We start from the raw sequence: 15,797 nt of genomic DNA, 5'->3' as shown, positions 1-15,797 counted from the left end.
TACGGCTACGCGTTCGCGACGGTCAATGCGCAGCCGGAGATCGATCAGCAGCATCACACGGTCGCGCTGACGCTGGTCGTCGATCCGAGCCGCCGCGTGTACGTGCGCCACGTGAACATCGTCGGCAACACGCGCACGCGCGACGAAGTCGTGCGCCGCGAGATGCGTCAGCTCGAAGGCGCGTGGTTCGATTCGGGCCGCCTCGCGCTGTCGAAGGATCGCGTGAACCGTCTCGGCTACTTCACGAACGTCGACGTGACGACGGTGCCCGTCGAGGGCACGACCGATCAGGTCGACGTGAACGTGAAGGTCGAGGAGAAACCGACCGGCTCGATCACGCTCGGCCTCGGCTACGGATCCGGCGAAGGGCCGATCATCTCGGCGGGCGTGTCGCAGGACAACGTGTTCGGCTCCGGCACGAGCCTCGCGCTGAACGTGAACACCGCGAGCACGTTCCGCACGCTGTCCGTCACACAGACCGATCCGTACTTCACGATCGACGGCATCAAGCGGATCACCGACGCGTACTACCGCACGTCGCTGCCGCTCTATTACTCGAGCACGTCGGACACGAGCTTTCGCGTGATCACGTACGGCGCCGACACGAAGTTCGGCATTCCGTTCTCCGAAGCGGACACCGTCTATTTCGGCGCCGGCATCGAGCAGAACCGACTCGACATCGACTCGTCGACGCCGCAGTCGTACAAGGACTACGTCGCGCAGTTCGGCCACGTATCGAACGACATCCCGCTGACGGTCGGCTGGTCGCGCGACGCACGCGACAGCGCGCTGATTCCGAGCAAGGGCTACTTCACGCAGGCGAACGCCGAATACGGCGTGCCGCTCACGCGCTCGCGCTACGTGAAGACCGACGTGCAAATGCAGTACTACTACTCGTTCGCGCGCGGCTTCATCCTCGGCCTGAACTTCCAGGGCGGCTACGGGCTCGGCCTCGACGGGCAGCCGTATCCGATCTTCAAGAACTACTACGCGGGCGGCATCGGCTCGGTGCGCGGCTACGAATCGAGCTCACTTGGGCCCCGCGACACGTCGACCGGCGATCCGATCGGCGGCTCGAAGCTGCTCGTCGGCAACATCGAGATGACGTTCCCGCTGCCCGGCACCGGCTACGACCGCACGCTGCGCGTGTTCACGTTCGTCGACGGCGGCAACGTGTGGGGCAGCACGTCCGGCAGCACCAGCACCGGCGCGAACGGGCTGCGCTACAGCTATGGCGTCGGTCTCGAATGGATCTCGCCGATCGGCCCGCTGAAGCTCGACATCGGCCTGCCGATCGTCCGGCACGCGGGCGACCAGTACCAGAAATTCCAGTTTCAGATCGGCACGTCGTTCTAGGCACGTCGTTTCAATCGCGACGGCCCGCCCCGCCGCCGCCTCGCGGCTCAGCTCAGCTCAGCTCAGTTCAGCTCAGCTCAGCTTCCGGACAGCGACAGCAGGCGCTTGCGCGCGTCGATCGCGTCGCGCAGCGCGGCCAGCGCGCCCGACACCGCGGACGGCTCCGGGTTCGAGCGCGCATCCTCGCGCACCTGCAGCGCGAGGCCGGCCATCGCCTCGTCGGCATCGGCAAGGCGCGGCAGGAACTCGCGCTCGCTGCGGTGACGGCGCCACGTCGCGTCGTTCTCCGGCACCGGCAGATGCCGGATCAGCGCTTCGACCGCCTCGATGTCGCGGCCGAGCGCGTCGAGCACGGCGATCCGCGCGCGCTCGTCCGCGCCGGGGAACGGATTCTCGCGGCTCGGCGTCGGGATCGCGCGCCGGATGCCCGCCACGTGCGCGGTGAGCTGCGCGCGCGCTTCGCCGAGCAGCGCGCACACGCCGTTGCGGATGATCTGGTCGTCGGCGCGGTCCTTGTTCTCCTGCCGGTATGCGTTGTAGCCCCAGCCGGTATACAGATTCACGAGCAGCGCCTTCAGCGCGCCCGCGTCGTCGATCGGATTCGGATTCGGATTCAGATTCGTGCCCATGGATGTCTCCGCTCGCGCAGGCGGCACGCCGTCCGCCGGCGCGCCGCGTGGGTCGACATGACGACGTTACGACGCTACCCGCGTCACTTCGGCAGCCCCGTGATCGCGCCGGCGTCGAACGTGCCGAGCGTCTGGCCGCCGATCGTGAACGGCATGCCGGCCGCCGCATTCGGCGCGGAGATCAGCCCCTTGTCGGCCATTCTCAGCGCGAGATACATCCGCGCGGCCTCGATCTCGCTCATCCCGAACGCGCGCAGCGAGATCAGCTCGCGCATGCGCGCGTCCTGCGGCATGATCAGCACCTTCACGTCGTTCAGATGCACGCCGTAGATGTCGAGGAACTCGCTCAGGTGCCCCTTCGCGAGCTCGATGATGTCGTGGATCCGCTCGTTGACCTGCTCCATCGGCGTGACCTGCACGATCTGGTTGATCGCCTGCTCGATCACCGGCCCCGCGTACGCGGTCAGCTCGCCGATCGGAATCCGCTCGCCGGCGAACGGCATGTGCGTGATCAGCTTCACCGCGTCGTCCTTCGTGTCGACGTGCACGTAGTAGTCGACCGTGTACTCCATCACGGCCATTTCCTTCGACGTCGCGATCCCCTTGTTCTGCGCGAGCAGCTTGCTGCGCTGCACGTAGATCGCCTCGTACTGCCACGGCGAGTTGCCGCCGAAGAAGCCCTGCACGATGTTGCCGAGGATCGGCTTGTCCGGCGTGATGATCTGGTGCTGGCCGGTTTCGTATACGTCGAGCAGCGCGCCGCGGCTCTTCAGCACGCAGAAATGGTTCGACTCCACCGTCAGCAGCGAGCCGGAGACGATGCTGTTGTCCGGATACTTCCACGCGAGCGTGTCGAGGCCCATCACGTCGCGGCCCTGGTTGTCCAGCGTGCTGATGACCTGCCGCTGCAGGCCGCTGCCTTGTCCGAAAGCCATGGTTGTTCCTTTTCGATCTGAGCGCCCGCACTTGGGCCCGCAGGCGTGGCCGGGTCTTGCATCGTCTCTGATATCGCGCGGCGCCGATCGGTTCAATCGCCACGGCGCCGGATCCTTTCAGTTCGCCTCCAGATGACGCACCGCCGCGCGGCGCATGCGCGTTCGGCGATTTCCGCAGAGTATCGATCCGCGCGCGCGAATCGTCGAGCCGGATCACGCAATCGAGGGTTTATCAGCAGGCGCCGCGCCGGCGCTACGCGGCGAGGTCCGCCCGCTCGACCGACGGCGCGACGACGACGCGGTCGCGGCCGCCCGCCTTCGCCGCGTACAGCGCGGCATCGGCGCGCGCCATCAGGCTCGACAGCGGCTCGTCCGCCCCGCGCTCGGCCACGCCCGCGCTGAACGTGAACGCGACGGCGCCGGCCCGCGCGGCCGCTCCCACGCCGTCCGCGAGCGACGCGCGCAGCCGGTCGATCGCGTGCCGCGCGTCTTCGGCGGACGCGGCCGGGCACAGCACCGCGAACTCCTCGCCGCCGAGCCGGCCGAACAGATCGCCCGCGCGGATGCCGTCCGACATCACCGCCGCGAAGCGGACGAGCGCCTGGTCGCCGCACGCATGGCCGTGGCGGTCGTTGATCGACTTGAAGTGATCGAGATCGACGATGACGAGCGACAGCGGCACGTGCGCCACGCGCCGGCAATGCCGCTGCGCGCGCTCGAGGAACGCGCTGCGCATCAGCGCGCCGGTCAGTCCATCGATGGTCGCGAGCCGCTCGAGCCGTTCGGCGACGCGCTCGTGCGCCTGCATCACGACGCCCATCGACAGGCCGAGCAGCGACAGCGTGCCGACCGCGAGGAACAGCTCGTTCGCCGGCGTCGCGTTCATGAAGCCGCTGTCCGCCATCGCGCCGCGCACGAACGCGACGCCACGCACGAAATGGGCGATCGCGCCCCCGAGCGCGACCGTGCACACGAACGCGCACGCATACGCGGGACGGTTCCTGGGCCGCCGCCGGAACGCGAGCCACGCGATCGACACACGCACATACACCGCCAGCACTGACACGAGCACGGCGCGCAGGTTCGGATCGGGCCTGAACCACGTGCAACGGACGAGCGCGACGATCAGCAGCACGGCGGCCACCTGCTCCGCGCGATGCGCGATCCGCACGTCGAAGAACTGCCGGAAGCCCTGCAGGATCATGCACGTCGCGAACACGTAGGCCACGGTGTCGAGCGTGATCGTCGCGGGCGAGCGCGCGCCGGCCAGCGTGGCGCCGACCGACACCGCGAGCAGCGCCTGCGCGGCGATCCAGCGATGCAGCCCGGGCACGCCGGTGCGCAGCAGCGACGAGAGCGCCGCCGACGTGAGCAGGCAGTTGACCAGCAGGACGAGCAGAAGAACGGCGGGAGTCGACATGTCCGAAGGCGCCCAATCGAGATCGCAACACGCCGACGAAGCCGGACCCTGGCCGCTTGCCCGACGATACGCGGTGGCCTTCGCGCCGCCCGGACGGATCCGGCGGAAAGCGACGGCGGCGGCGGTCGGGCCGACCTCGTGACTGGCCATTGCGCGGACGTCGCACGTCACGTCCGGCGTGTTGTTTTGTCCGCCAACAAAGCGCGGGCGAATGGGGCGCATTCTACCCGGTCCGGGCGACCGGATAGCCGAATATTGCCGTCACATTACCGCGCGTTACACGGAACGCGCGGACGAAAAAAAAGCGCCGGTCGCCCGGCGCTTCGTGACGGTGCGTGGCGCTACGTTAGCGCACCCAGCGGCAGACGCGGTGATGATGGTGGTCGAAGTGGCACACGCGATGCATGTGCGCTTCGGCCAGCGTCGGCGCGAGCACCGCGAGTGCGACGGCGGCCACGGAGATCGTTTTCAGCAAGGTTTTCATGTTGACGTCCTCTTGTTCAAATCAATGTTGTGTTGGGCAAAGCGATTACCACTGCGGATGCTGATCGTCGCGATGACCATCTTCCCGATGCTCGGGATGCTGGGCCTCCCAGTCGCGGCGCTCCCAGTAGCGATGACCATCCCAATACCGGTCGCCATGCCAGCCGATCGTCACCTGCGCAACCGGGACCGGCCCATACGCGACACATCCTGTCAGCATCGTAGCCGACAACATGCCGGCCATCAGTGCGGTTAACATTATTTTATTCATCTCGACTCCTTGTGTGCCGAAGCGAGTCGATCATACGAACGCGCAATATTTCACGTGTAATAACTTGCTACGGTTGATGACACGCATGCGCGTCGCTGTCATACGCACGTAAGAACGTTAACGAACAACGCACGCGGCTTGCGTGCGTTGCGTGCGTTGCGTGCGTTGCGTGCGTTGCGTGCGTTGCGTGCGTTGCGTGCGCGTCATCATTGCGTCACCCGTCATCCGCGTCGCGAGTTACGTGCACTGACGCTCGATCGGCGGATACGCGAAGCGCCGCTCGATGTGCGCGTCGCCCGGCACGTAGAGCCGCAGCGCGAGATAGAAGCGCCCCGGCGGCGCCGGCAGCCAGTTGCGCCGCAGCACCGGATCGGCCGGCTCCCGCGCGGACATCGCGATTCGCAGCCCGCCATCCGCGTCGTGCTGCAGTCCGGGCGTGCGATCGCCGAGCGAATAGCGGCCGATCGCGTTGTCGGCCAGCATGCAGGACTCGCGCTCATACGCGGTCAGCGACCAGAACGCGTCGGTTCGCGGCGCGCCGCCGGGCGGGAAATGCAGCACGTACGACGCATGGCCGTCGAGCAGTGCGCCGTCCGCGTCGCGGTCCGCCATCAGGTACATCGCCTCGCGAATCCCGAGTGCGCCGATATAGCTGAGCGCGGTGCGGGCACGTTGCCGGTAGTCGGTGCCGAACGATTCGAGCAGATCGACGGGCAGCGCCCAACCACCGCCGAGCGTCGACGGCGACGCTTCCGACAGCGTCCGGATCGCGTCGCGGATCGCGCGCGCGAGCGCATCGCGCTGCGCGTCGGTCGGCGGCACGCCGTCGAGCGCCGCGCCGATCCCGCACGCGGCGAAGCGCGCGACCAGGCTCGCCTCGTCGGCCGGCGGCGGATTCCCGGCGAGCGCGCGGTTGACGACGCGCGCGAACACCTCCGGATCGCCGAGCCGCTCGTTCGGCTGCATCCCGGTATCGATACGGCACGGCACCTGCGCATCGCTGCCCGGCGCCGGCTCGATCGTGAGCTGGTCCTGCAGCGCAACGGCCGCCGCGAGATCGGTGTCGTCATCGACGAGCATCCGGCCGATCATCCAGACCGCGTCGGTCGGGCACGCGAGCGCGCGCATCCCGTCGGGCACGTCACCGCGCCAGCCGGGGCCGTGCACGAGGAACGCGCCCGCGTCGCGGCCGGTCGTGCGCGTGCCGACGTAGCCGAACGGATTCGTGTACATGTCCAGCAGCCCGAGCACGTAGTAGCGCTCGCCCATCGCCGGCACGCGCAGCACCAGCGGGCCGCGGCTCAGGTCGAGCCACGCGCTCGAATAGAGCGTGTCGTTGTTCGGCGTAACGACCTTGCGGTCCTGCGGGCCGAGCAGCCGGCGCGTGTGGCTCCACAGATTCGCCCAGCGCAGCGTCGACTCGGGCGAGTCGCCGGCGAACCGGCCCGCGTGATCGGCACGCGGTGCCGTCGCCGAGCGCATGCGCGACATTTCATAAAGCGGCAGCGCGAACTGCACCGCGTCGGCCGCCGCTGCATCGAGCGTGTCGAGAATGGACATGGATCGCATCGCTCCGTTCGGTCACGCGTCGCCGCGCACGACGCGCACCGGCGGAATCGCGTAGCGCCCTTCGAGGAACGACGCCTGCGGGTGATAGAAGCGCATGATCAGATAGAAGCCGCCGCTGGCCGGCGCGGGCAGCCAGTTCGACGCCGCGTCGGGCACGTCGGGCACGTCGGGGGCGTCGTGGCTGATCCGGATCCGCAGCCCGCCGTCCGCGTCGTATTGCAGGCCCGGCGTGCGGTCGCCGAGCGCGTAGCGGCGGATCGGGTTGTCGATGAAGTAGCGGTCCGCGCCGTACAGCGACACCGACCACATCGCGTCGACCGGCGGCAACTGGCCCGGCGGGAAATGGATCTCATAGTGCTTGCGGCCGTCCAGATGCTCGCCCATATCGTCGAAGTCGGCGGCCGCGTACACCGCTTCCTCGGCCGCGAGCGCGCCGAGCCCCTTCATCGCGGTGCACGCGCGCTGCAGATACGCATGGCCGTAACGGCCGAGCGCGAGGCTGTAGCTCCACGCGCGCCGCGCGCGGCTCTCGGTGAATGCGGTGATCAGGCGCTGCGCGTGCGCGTAGCCGAGCCGCAGCCCCTGCCGGACCGCCTCCGGCAGCGCGGCGACGTCGACCTCGCCGCGCCACTTCACGCCCGCGCGCTGCAACATCTCGAGCAACGGCGCCTCGTCGTCGCCGGGCGGGAAATCGGCGAGCGTGTTGAACACGTTCTGGAAGAAGTCGAGCGCGTGATCGCCGGTGTCGTGCCAGCGGCGCACGCTCGACGGCCCCGCGCACCGCTCGCCACTCAGGCGGAACGCGCCCGCGACGCTGCGCGCGGCATCGAGATCGTCGTCGCCGCGCACCAGCACGCGCCCGAGGAACCACACGAGATGCGTCGGGCACTCGACCGGCACGCCCGCCTCCGCCGGCACCGTCTGGCCCGGCGAATGCAGCACGAAGCGCCCGCCTTTCACGCCGATCGTGCGCGCGCTCAGGTTCACGAAGTTGTTCGTGAACGCGTCGAGCAGCTCGATCACGAAGTAGCGGTCGTCGCCGATCGCCGGGATGTCGAGCAGCACCGGCCCGTTCGACAGATCGATCCAGCCGTTCAGATACAGAAAGTCGTTCGCCGGCGTGACGACGTCGCGATCCTCGTGCGTCCACGGGCGCGCGCTCGCGTGGAACTGGTTGAACGCGATGCGCAGCGGGCTCGTCGAGTGCGGCAGCGTGTGCAGCGCGCACGTGCGCACGACCTCGATCACCGGGTAGCGGGCCAGCGCCAGCATCCCGGCCGCCATCTCGACCAGCAGCACGCGCGGATCGTCGTTCGTTTCGGGCAGCGTCTCGAGTACGCTCATCGCTTGGGTGTACATATCAAATCGTCCTGAAGGAGAAAGTGGCCGTGATCACCGCGTCGGCTGCGACGAGGCCGTCGGCCGTGACGATGAACGGATTGATCTCGAGCGTGTCGAGCGCGTCGCCGATCGCCACGCCGAGCCGCGACACCGCGACGAGCGTGTCGGCCGCCGCGTCGAGCGACAGCACCGGTTTGCCGCGATGGCCGTTCAGGAGCCCCGCCGCGCCGCTCGTCTCGAGCATCGTGCGCGCACGTTCGCGCGACAGCGGCGCGAGGCCGAACGCCATCTTCCGGCCGAGCTCGACGCCGGTGCCGCCGAGGCCTGTCATCACGACCGGCCCGAACACCGGATCGCGCCGGCAGCCGACGATGATCTCGCCCCAGCCGTCGAGCATCCGCGCGACGACGACGCCTTCGAAACCGTCCGGCAATTCGGCGCGCGCGGCGGCGGCCTCGATCGCGGCGAACGCGTCGCGCACCGCGTGCGCGTCGTGCAGATTCAGCCGCACGCCGCCGATGTCGCTCTTGTGCAGCACGTGGCGCGAGCGCAGCTTCAGCGCGACCGGGTAGCCGAGCCGCTCGGCGGCCGCGGCCGCGTCGGCGGCGGTCTTCGCCACCGCGTGCGCGGGCACCGCGACGCCGGCGTCGGCAAGCATCGCCAGCGCCTCGGCCTCGTCGAGCGACGTGGCGCCGGCCGGCACGCTCGCCGTGCATGCAGCCAACACCGCCGGCGGCACCGAAGTCTCGTCGTCCGGCGCCGCGCCGCGTGTCGCGTTCTCGTTCGCGCGCAACAGCGCATCGACCGACTCCATCGCATGCACCGGCTCGCGGAACACGAGCACGCCGCGCGCTTCGAGCCACTTGCGTCTCGCGTCGTCGACGAGCCCGGACAGCACGAGCGGCACGTCGGCGCCGGACGCCGTGATCCGCTCGATCGCGGTCTCGATCGCGGCCCACGCGGCGGGCACGTTGCCGCCGCCGGCGATGAACGCGACGACGCTGCCGTACGCGCCGCATTCGACCGCGCCGACGAGCGTGTCGGTCAGCACCTTCGGCTGCGCGACGACCTGCCCGGTCACGTCGATCGGATTCGCGGTCGACGCGAACGCGATCTGCGCGCGGATTCCGTCGCCGTACGCGTCGGGCAGCGGCGGCAGCGTCAGCGACAGCGCCTCCGCGCGGTCGGCCATCATGATCCCGACGCCGCCCGACACGGTGACGATCGCGGTCGAGCGCGACGTCGGCCGCCGGCCCTTCGACAGCACGTAGCCGAGCCGGAAGAATTCCTCGAGCGTCTGCGCGCGATGCACGCCGTACTCGTCGAACACCGCCTGATAGACCGCGTCCTCACCGGCGAGGCTCGCGGTGTGCGACTGCGCGGCGCGCGCGCCGGTCGCGGTCGTGCCGACCTTCGTGACGACGACCGGCTTACCCGCCGCGCGCGCGGCCGCGAGCGCGCCGCGCATGTTCGCGCCGTCCGTGCAGCCTTCCAGATACGCGAGGATCACCGACGTCTGCGGATCGTCGGCGAGCCAGCGAATCGCGTCGGCCACCTGCACGCCCGCCTCGTTGCCGGTCGTGATCCAGTGGCTGACGCCGAGGCCCGATTCGCGCGCGAGCGCGAACGCATACGCGCCGAACGCGCCGCTCTGGCTCACGAGCGCGACGTTGCCGACGGGCGGCACGCCCGCGAGCGCGACCGGCGAGAACGTCGCGTACACGTTGTCGCGCAGGTTCATCAGCCCGAGGCAGTTCGGGCCGAGCAGCGTGATGCCGGCCTCTTCCACGCGGCGCGCGACGTCGCGCTGCAGCACGCGGCCCGCGTCGCCGGTCTCCGCGAAGCCGGCGGTGAACAGCACCGCCGCGCGCGTGCGGTTGCGAGCGAGCTGCGTGATCACATCGGGCGTCGCGTGCGCGGGCACCGCGACGATCGCGAGATCGACGGGCTCCGCCACCGCGTCGAGCGACGGCACCGCCCGCAGCCCCTGCACGTCGTTCGCCCGCGCGTTGATCGCGTGCACGCGCCCCGCGTAGCCGCGCTCGCGCAGCAGGCGCAGCGGCATCCCGCCGACCTTCGCGGGATCGGCGGACGCGCCGATCACCGCGATCGACGCAGGCCGCAGCAGCGGCGCCAGATCGATTCTCCTCGTCACCCTTCGTACTCCTTCGTGCTTTGAGAAATACCTGTGTCACACCGCGCACGACGTGCAAGCCGTGCACGCCGCGCGGGACGCACTCATTGCTCGCCGGCCGCGAGCGGTGCGGTGACACGGCCCTGCCCGCGCGCGGCCGCATACGCGATGAAGCGGCGCCGGTCGGCGACCGGCTCGACGAGCAGCGCGCCGACGATGCCCGCGACGATCGCGAACCCGCCCGCGAGCATCATCCCGAACTGGTAGCCGGCGATCGGCGTCGCCGCGTGGTCGATGATGTGGCCCATCACGGCCGGCGTGATGAAGCCGGCGAGCGTCGCAATGCAGACGTTGATGCCCAGCACGCCGCCGCGCTGCGCGGGCGGCACGACCTCGCCGGCGAGCAGCACGCCGGTTGCGAACGTGAACGACGCGATCGAGAACGCGATCGTCACGGCCGCGACCAGCGCGGGGCCGGCCGGCAGCGTCGGCATCAGCGCGAGCGCGGCGCCCGACACCGCGACGACCGCCGCGCCGAGCGTGCCGCGCGCATGGCGGCTCGACACGCCGCGCGCCATCAGCCGCTGCGACCACCAGCCGAGCAACGGCGACGCGACCATCAGCCCGAACGCGGGCAGCACCGCGATCCAGCCGACCTGCATCAGCGAATAGCCGGCGACGCGCACCAGATAGCTCGGCAGCCAGATCGTCTGCATCGTCAGCAGCGCATACGCGGCGAACCCGCTCAGGTTGCCGGCGATGCACGTGCGCGACAGCAGCAGCATCGCGAGCGGCAGCTTCTCGGGCAGCGCATCCGCGTGGCCGGACTGCGCGGCGCCACCGTGCGCACCGTGCGTGCCGTGTGCTCCGTGCGTGCCGTGCGTGCCGAGCGGGCCCTCCTTGCCGATCCGCAGCCAGACCGCGCTCCACACGAGCCCGACGATCGCGAGCACCAGGAATGCGGCATGCCAGCCGAACGCGACGATGATCGCGGTGATCGCCGGCGCGACGAAGCCCGCGCCGAACGCGGAGCCGACGGTCAGCACCGCCGACGGCACCGCGCGCTCGTGATCGGGAAACCATTTGTACAGCGCGTGCACGGCGACCGGATACGCGGGCCCCTCGCTCGCGCCGAGCAGCATCCGCGATGCGACGAGCGTCGCGGGCGCCGCGAACAGCAGCAGCGGCACCTGCGCGACCGACCAGATCACGGCCATCGCGAGCAGCAGCCAGCGGGTCTGGATGCGATCGGCGAGCAACCCGACGAGCACCGACGACAGCGAGAAGAACGTGAAGAAGCTGGCCGCGATGCGGCCGAATTCGGTGTGCGTGAGATGGAGTTCGCGCATGATCGGCTCGGCGGCGAGGCCGATCAGCGCCTTGTCGGCGAAGTTGATCGCCAGAAAGAAAAACAGGCCGGCGGCGATCAGCCACCGGCGACCGGTACCGCGTGTCGCAAGCGTCATTGTGTCTCCTGTCCCATGCAGCGCTATCGCGGCTATGCGTGGTCGCCAGGGGCCTACTGGTCGCCTGGAGGGGCCGCGTCAGGACATTGAATGACGCTGTAATAAATAACGCAATTGCATTATTTGCAATAATTCAATGCATCAAGATCATGAATCGATCGACACGCGGCGCGACGGATCGGGACGCGAGCGCCCGCCGCCACGTGTCGCTACTGCTCACTCGCCGGCGACACCGCCGCCGCGCGCTGCACCGCGCGGATCGCGTGCTCGGCGGCCGGCGACAGCGTGCGGCCCGCCAGATACACGATGCTGAGCTGCAGCCACAGCGGCGAGCGCATCGGCAGCGACAGCGGCACGAGCCCCGCCATGCTCGCCGGATTCCACAGCGCGTGAGTCGTCAGCAGCAGCAGCGCGTCGGTCTTGCGCGTGTACTCCTGCAGCACGTTCACGTCGTTGCAGACGACGTGGAAATCCATCTCGTGATTCGGCGGAAAACGCAGCCATTTGCGCAGCGCCTCGCGCATCGCATCCGGCATCGGCGCGGACACGATCGGATAGTCGTGCAGATCGGTCGCGTCGAGCTCGACCATCCGCGCGAGCGGATGCCCTTCGCGGACGTACCATGCGGCATGGTGCCGCGGCAGCGCGATCACGTTGATCTCGCTCGTCGGCTGAATCCCGCGGATGTCGACGACGAGAAAATCGAGCGTCTCGCGATGCAGCTCCTCGAGCATGCTGGGCCAGCCGACGACGTCCGCGCGAACCCGCATCTTCGGCGCGCTGCGCGCGAGCTCGTCGAGGATCGCGGGCAGCAGCATCGCGGCCGGGTACGGCCCCGCGCCGAAGCTGACCGAGCCGAGATCGTGATGCTTCATCAGGTCGACGTCGCGCACGAGGCAGCGCGCCTCGAACAGCATCTTCTTCGCGCGGCGCACGACCATCTCGCCGGCGGACGTGATCTGCACGTCCCGCGTCGTGCGGTCGAACAGCGCGATGCCGAGCTCGTCCTCGATCGTCTGGATGCTGCGGCTCAGCGCGGGCTGGCTCAGGTGGACGCGCTGCGCGGCGCGCGCGAAACTGCCCTCTTCCGCGAGAGCGATCACGTGTTCGAGTTGGCGTAGGTTCATGTCGGCCTCCGCCGGGCCGCCCCAAGGCGGCTGACCGCCCCCTCGGGGGGCAGCGAACAAAGTGAGCGTGGGGGTCGTTTCATGTCAGTCTCTACCGGGCCGCCCGGCGATCACGCGATGATGCCACGGCGGGCGCCGCGCGCGACGCGCCGGCAAGCGGGACCAAGCGGGACCGAGCGGGGCCCAAGCGAGCTCAAGCGGGCATCACGCGAGCCGCGTATGATGCCGACGAAGCGGCCGCTCTCGCCGCGCCCCCCCGCGCGCCCGACGGCGCGCCCACGACCGAAGAAGGAATCGCCCATGTCCATTTCGATGTACCAGGCCTCCGTGCCCGTGCTGATCCGCGGCCTGACGAACCTGCAGCACATTCTCGGCAAGGCGCAGGCGCACGCGGCCGAAAAGCAGATCGATCCGTCGGTGTTCATCGGCGCGCGCCTCTACCCGGACATGCTGCCGCTCGCGCGCCAGGTCTTCATCGCGACCGACACCGCGAAGGGCTGCGCCGCGCGGCTCGCGGGCGTCGAGGCGCCGAGCTATCCGGACGTCGAGAACACGTTCGACGAACTGCACGCGCGGATCCAGAAGACGATCGACTACCTGAACGGCTTCACCGCCGAGCAGATCGACGGCACCGAATCGCGCCAGATCGTGCTGAAGATGCGCGTCGGCCCGCTCGAATTCACCGGGCTCACGTACCTGCTCGGCTTCGTGCTGCCGAACTTCTTCTTCCACGTGACGACCGCGTACGACATCCTGCGCCACCACGGCGTCGAGCTCGGCAAGCTCGACTATCTGGGCGGGCGCTGACGCGCATCCGGCGGGCGCGGCGGCCTGCGTCGCCCCCGCCGGCCGAACCCGGCCCGGCTGGCGTAAAATACGCCTTTTCCTTTTTCTGGCTCCCCTTATGACGCTCGCCTCCACGCCCGACATCATCGCCGAGCTCAAAGCCGGCCGGATGGTCATCCTGGTCGACGAAGAAGACCGCGAAAACGAAGGCGATCTCGTGATCGCCGCAGAATTCATCACGCCGGAAGCGATCAACTTCATGGCCCGCTACGGCCGCGGCCTGATTTGTCTGACGTTGACGCAGGAACGCTGCAAGCAGCTCCATCTGCCGCTGATGACGTATCGCAACGGCACGCAGTACGGCACCGCGTTCACGGTCAGCATCGAGGCGGCCGAGGGCGTGACGACCGGCATCTCGGCGGCCGACCGCGCGCGCACGATCCAGACGGCGGTCGCGCACGACGTGCGCCCCGAGCACATCGTGCAGCCGGGCCACGTGTTCCCGATCATGGCGCAGCCGGGCGGCGTGCTCGTGCGCGCGGGCCACACCGAGGCCGGCTGCGACTTCACCGCGCTCGCGGGGCTCACGCCCGCCGCGGTGATCTGCGAAATCATCAAGGACGACGGGACGATGGCCCGCCTGCCCGACCTGATCGAATTCGCGAAGGAGCACAACCTGAAGGTCGGCACGATCGCCGACCTGATCCACTACCGCAGCCGCACCGAATCGATCATCGAGCGGGTGGCCGAGCGCACGATGCAGACCGCGCACGGCGCGTTCCGCGCGGTGCTGTACCGCGACCAGCCGACCGGCTCGCCGCACATCGCGCTCGTGCGCGGCAAACCGACGCCGGAGCGCGACGTGCCGGTGCGCGTGCACGAGCCGCTGTCGGTGCTCGACCTGCTCGAGACCGGCACGTCGACGCACTCGTGGACGCTCGACGCCGCGATGCGCGAGATCGCGCGGCGCGACGAAGGCGTGATCGTGCTGCTGAACTGCGGCGACACGAAGGAACATCTGGTCGACGTCTTCAAGGCGTTCGACGAGGAAGAGAAGGCCGCGGTGCTGAAGCGCCGGCCGGTCGATTTCAAGACGTTCGGCATCGGCGCGCAGATCCTGCGCGACGTCGGCGTCGGCAAGATTCAGGTGCTGTCGAACCCGCGCAAGCTGGGCAGCATGTCCGGCTACGGCCTCGAAGTCACGGGCTTCGTGCCGATGCCGGGCAGCGCGGTCGCGCACGGCGACGCGGCCTGACGGCGGCCCACACACCCGACGATCCAGCCACCCCACGCACATTCCACCACACGGACCCAAAATCATGGAAATCGGACAATACCAACCGAACCTCGAAGGTGACGGCCTGCGCATCGGCATCGTGCAGTCGCGCTTCAACGAACCGGTCAGCAACGGCCTCGCGGACGCCTGCGTCGAAGAGCTCGAACGCCTCGGCGTCGCGGGCGAAGACGTGCTGCTCGTGTCGGTGCCGGGCGCGCTCGAAATCCCGCTCGCGCTGCAGAAACTCGCGGAAAGCGGCCAGTTCGACGCGCTGATCGCGCTCGGCGCGGTGATCCGCGGCGAGACGTACCACTTCGAGCTCGTGTCGAACGAGAGCGGCGCGGGCATCACGCGCATCGGGCTCGACTTCAACCTGCCGATCGCGAACGCGGTGCTCACGACCGAGAACGACGAGCAGGCGGTCGCGCGGATGGCCGAGAAGGGTCGTGACGCGGCGCGCGTCGCGGTCGAGATGGCGAACCTGACGATGGCGCTCGACCAGCTCGCCGACGAGGAAGACGAGGACGAGGACGAAGACGACGAAGAGGAGCGCGCATGAAGAAGAGCGCCCGCCGACAATCGCGCGAGCTGGCGACGCAGGGCCTGTATCAGTGGCTGCTGTCGAACGCGGCGCCAGGCGAGATCGACGCGCAGCTGCGCGGCGCGCTCGGCTACGACAAGGCCGACAAGGCCCTGCTCGACGCGATCCTGCACGGCGTGATCCGCGATCACGCGGCGCTCGCCGAAGCGCTCGTGCCGTGCCTCGACCGTCCGATCGACCAGCTGTCGCCGGTCGAGCGCGCGGTGCTGCTGATCGCGACGTTCGAGCTCAGGCAGTACGTCGAGACGCCGTACCGCGTGATCATCAACGAAGCGGTCGAGCTGACGAAGACGTTCGGCGGCTCCGACGGCTACAAGTACGTGAACGGCGTGCTGGACAAGCTCGCCGCGCAGTTGCGCCCCGACGAAATCCACGCGCGCCGCAACGGCTGACTTTCCCCCGC

Annotated in this window: 15 protein-coding genes; 5 read left to right on the top strand and 10 right to left on the bottom strand. The window is 69.2% G+C overall.

What is annotated here, in order from left to right; all coding sequences use genetic code 11:
- On the top strand, window positions 1-1,356 hold a 1,356-nt coding region (bamA, locus tag HZI36_RS20065; RefSeq protein ID WP_179404406.1), incomplete at its 5' end, for an outer membrane protein assembly factor BamA.
- A gap of 77 nt (window positions 1,357-1,433) precedes the next feature.
- Here the strand turns inward: bamA and HZI36_RS20060 are convergent.
- From HZI36_RS20060 to HZI36_RS20015, 10 genes are all read right to left on the bottom strand, one after another.
- A complete protein-coding gene (locus HZI36_RS20060) occupies window positions 1,434-1,985 on the bottom strand; it encodes a hypothetical protein (protein WP_179404405.1) in 552 nt (183 codons plus the stop codon).
- 83 nt (window positions 1,986-2,068) lie between these two features.
- The gene (locus HZI36_RS20055; protein WP_179404404.1) at window positions 2,069-2,920 is read right to left on the bottom strand and encodes an SPFH domain-containing protein; all 852 of its coding nucleotides are present in this window, start codon (window positions 2,918-2,920) and stop codon (window positions 2,069-2,071) included.
- 253 nt (window positions 2,921-3,173) lie between these two features.
- Entirely contained in the window at window positions 3,174-4,340 is a 1,167-nt protein-coding gene (locus HZI36_RS20050; protein WP_179404403.1) for a GGDEF domain-containing protein, read from the bottom strand.
- A 346-nt stretch (window positions 4,341-4,686) separates the two neighbouring features.
- Entirely contained in the window at window positions 4,687-4,824 is a 138-nt protein-coding gene (locus tag HZI36_RS20045) for an HHHH-motif protein (RefSeq protein WP_179404402.1), read from the bottom strand.
- Between the two features lie 45 nt (window positions 4,825-4,869).
- Window positions 4,870-5,094: a hypothetical protein gene (locus HZI36_RS20040; protein ID WP_179404401.1), complete on the bottom strand. Its 225-nt coding sequence runs from the start codon at window positions 5,092-5,094 to the stop codon at window positions 4,870-4,872.
- 237 nt (window positions 5,095-5,331) lie between these two features.
- Window positions 5,332-6,654: a DUF1254 domain-containing protein gene (locus tag HZI36_RS20035; RefSeq protein ID WP_179404400.1), complete on the bottom strand. Its 1,323-nt coding sequence runs from the start codon at window positions 6,652-6,654 to the stop codon at window positions 5,332-5,334.
- A 21-nt stretch (window positions 6,655-6,675) separates the two neighbouring features.
- A complete protein-coding gene (locus tag HZI36_RS20030; RefSeq protein ID WP_246327143.1) occupies window positions 6,676-8,022 on the bottom strand; it encodes a DUF1254 domain-containing protein in 1,347 nt (448 codons plus the stop codon).
- A gap of 1 nt (window position 8,023) precedes the next feature.
- On the bottom strand, window positions 8,024-10,159 hold the full coding sequence (locus HZI36_RS20025) for an acetate--CoA ligase family protein (protein ID WP_343050317.1): 2,136 nt from the start codon (window positions 10,157-10,159) through the stop codon (window positions 8,024-8,026).
- Between the two features lie 83 nt (window positions 10,160-10,242).
- A complete protein-coding gene (locus HZI36_RS20020) occupies window positions 10,243-11,604 on the bottom strand; it encodes an MFS transporter (RefSeq protein WP_179404399.1) in 1,362 nt (453 codons plus the stop codon).
- 209 nt (window positions 11,605-11,813) lie between these two features.
- Window positions 11,814-12,731 carry a LysR family transcriptional regulator gene (locus tag HZI36_RS20015; RefSeq protein ID WP_179404398.1) on the bottom strand — a complete coding sequence of 306 codons (918 nt, stop codon included), beginning with the start codon at window positions 12,729-12,731 and terminating at the stop codon, window positions 11,814-11,816.
- A 300-nt stretch (window positions 12,732-13,031) separates the two neighbouring features.
- Here HZI36_RS20015 and HZI36_RS20010 point away from each other — a divergent pair, with 300 nt between their 5' ends.
- From HZI36_RS20010 to nusB, 4 genes are all read left to right on the top strand, one after another.
- Window positions 13,032-13,538, top strand: a complete 507-nt coding sequence (locus HZI36_RS20010) for a DUF1993 domain-containing protein (protein ID WP_179404397.1) — start codon at window positions 13,032-13,034, stop codon at window positions 13,536-13,538.
- A 97-nt stretch (window positions 13,539-13,635) separates the two neighbouring features.
- Window positions 13,636-14,772: a bifunctional 3,4-dihydroxy-2-butanone-4-phosphate synthase/GTP cyclohydrolase II gene (gene ribBA, locus HZI36_RS20005; protein WP_179404396.1), complete on the top strand. Its 1,137-nt coding sequence runs from the start codon at window positions 13,636-13,638 to the stop codon at window positions 14,770-14,772.
- Between the two features lie 64 nt (window positions 14,773-14,836).
- Window positions 14,837-15,352 (top strand): 6,7-dimethyl-8-ribityllumazine synthase, encoded by a 516-nt coding sequence (gene ribH / locus HZI36_RS20000; RefSeq protein WP_179404395.1) that lies wholly within the window; start codon window positions 14,837-14,839, stop codon window positions 15,350-15,352.
- On the top strand, window positions 15,349-15,786 hold the full coding sequence (gene nusB, locus HZI36_RS19995) for a transcription antitermination factor NusB (RefSeq protein ID WP_179404394.1): 438 nt from the start codon (window positions 15,349-15,351) through the stop codon (window positions 15,784-15,786). Before ribH ends, nusB begins: the two co-directional genes overlap by 4 nt.
- Window positions 15,787-15,797: the final 11 nt, after the last annotated feature.

The sequence above is a fragment of the Burkholderia guangdongensis genome (assembly GCF_013403875.1).
Classification (GTDB): Bacteria; Pseudomonadota; Gammaproteobacteria; order Burkholderiales; family Burkholderiaceae; genus Burkholderia; species Burkholderia guangdongensis.
This window is presented reverse-complemented; position numbering and strand designations above follow the sequence as displayed.

Bases quoted from the DNA above. Each gene is read 5' to 3' on its own strand.
- HZI36_RS20060 (WP_179404405.1), bottom strand. From the start codon at position 1,985: ATGGGCACGAATCTGAATCCGAATCCGAATCCGATCGACGACGCGGGC.
- HZI36_RS20055 (WP_179404404.1), bottom strand. From the start codon at position 2,920: ATGGCTTTCGGACAAGGCAGCGGCCTGCAGCGGCAGGTCATCAGCACG.
- HZI36_RS20050 (WP_179404403.1), bottom strand. From the start codon at position 4,340: ATGTCGACTCCCGCCGTTCTTCTGCTCGTCCTGCTGGTCAACTGCCTG.
- HZI36_RS20045 (WP_179404402.1), bottom strand. From the start codon at position 4,824: ATGAAAACCTTGCTGAAAACGATCTCCGTGGCCGCCGTCGCACTCGCG.
- HZI36_RS20040 (WP_179404401.1), bottom strand. From the start codon at position 5,094: ATGAATAAAATAATGTTAACCGCACTGATGGCCGGCATGTTGTCGGCT.
- HZI36_RS20035 (WP_179404400.1), bottom strand. From the start codon at position 6,654: ATGTCCATTCTCGACACGCTCGATGCAGCGGCGGCCGACGCGGTGCAG.
- HZI36_RS20030 (WP_246327143.1), bottom strand. From the start codon at position 8,022: ATGTACACCCAAGCGATGAGCGTACTCGAGACGCTGCCCGAAACGAAC.
- HZI36_RS20020 (WP_179404399.1), bottom strand. From the start codon at position 11,604: ATGACGCTTGCGACACGCGGTACCGGTCGCCGGTGGCTGATCGCCGCC.
- HZI36_RS20015 (WP_179404398.1), bottom strand. From the start codon at position 12,731: ATGAACCTACGCCAACTCGAACACGTGATCGCTCTCGCGGAAGAGGGC.
- HZI36_RS20010 (WP_179404397.1), top strand. From the start codon at position 13,032: ATGTCCATTTCGATGTACCAGGCCTCCGTGCCCGTGCTGATCCGCGGC.
- ribBA (WP_179404396.1), top strand. From the start codon at position 13,636: ATGACGCTCGCCTCCACGCCCGACATCATCGCCGAGCTCAAAGCCGGC.
- ribH (WP_179404395.1), top strand. From the start codon at position 14,837: ATGGAAATCGGACAATACCAACCGAACCTCGAAGGTGACGGCCTGCGC.
- nusB (WP_179404394.1), top strand. From the start codon at position 15,349: ATGAAGAAGAGCGCCCGCCGACAATCGCGCGAGCTGGCGACGCAGGGC.